Origin of the sequence: Mesorhizobium sp. M0292 (assembly GCF_040321695.1) — a bacterium.
Lineage (GTDB): Bacteria > Pseudomonadota > Alphaproteobacteria > Rhizobiales > Rhizobiaceae > Mesorhizobium.
Genome location: NZ_JAMYSB010000060.1, coordinates 1 through 679 on the forward strand (window position 1 = coordinate 1; position 679 = coordinate 679).

The 679-nt window shown below is 65.4% G+C and carries 1 pseudogene; it reads left to right on the forward strand.

The features are described 5' to 3' along the window. Nucleotides 1–4: 4 nt before the first annotated feature. A pseudogene (locus tag NKI96_RS32465) lies at nt 5–679 on the forward strand (transposase); the annotation flags it as partial.

Sequence of the window (679 nt, forward strand, 5' to 3'; positions counted from 1 at the left end):
CACCATGAACGATCTTGCGCTGCCGCTGAGCGGTTTGTCATCAGTCGGCGGCTAGTCCGTCGTCGCCCGTTTCGACGGCGGCATGCTGTCGTCCAACAGCGGCGTTCTGGCCTTGGCCGAGGTGGAAAAGCGGTTGCGGGTGGCCGAGCGTCTGGCGCGTTGCATCGACGATCCGCGCTGCCCGGACCAGGTCGTCCACAGCCTGGCGGACATGATCGACTTTCGCATGAAGATGATCGGCGCCGGCTACGAGGACGGCAACGACGCCAACCGGCTGCGCCGCGATCCGGTCTTCAAGATGGCCCAGGATGCGCTGCCGTCGGGTCGGGATCTGGCGTCGCAATCGACGCTGTGCCGGCTGGAGAACCTACCCGGGGTGCGGGAGCTGGTCGCGATGGGACGGGCGATGGTCGATCTCTATTGCGCCTCGTTCCGGCAAGTGCCGAAGCGGATCGTACTCGACATTGACGACACCTTCGACGCTGTGCACGGAGGCCAACAGCTTCGCCTGTTCAATGCCCACCATACGAGTACGGCTTCCAGCCGATCGTCGTGTTCGATGGTGCGGGACGGTTCGTCAGCGCGATCCTGCGACCGGCCAAGCGGCCGAGTGGGGCTGAGATCCGCCCCCACCTGCGCCGTCTGGTGCGGGCGATCCGGATCAACTGGCCGAACATTC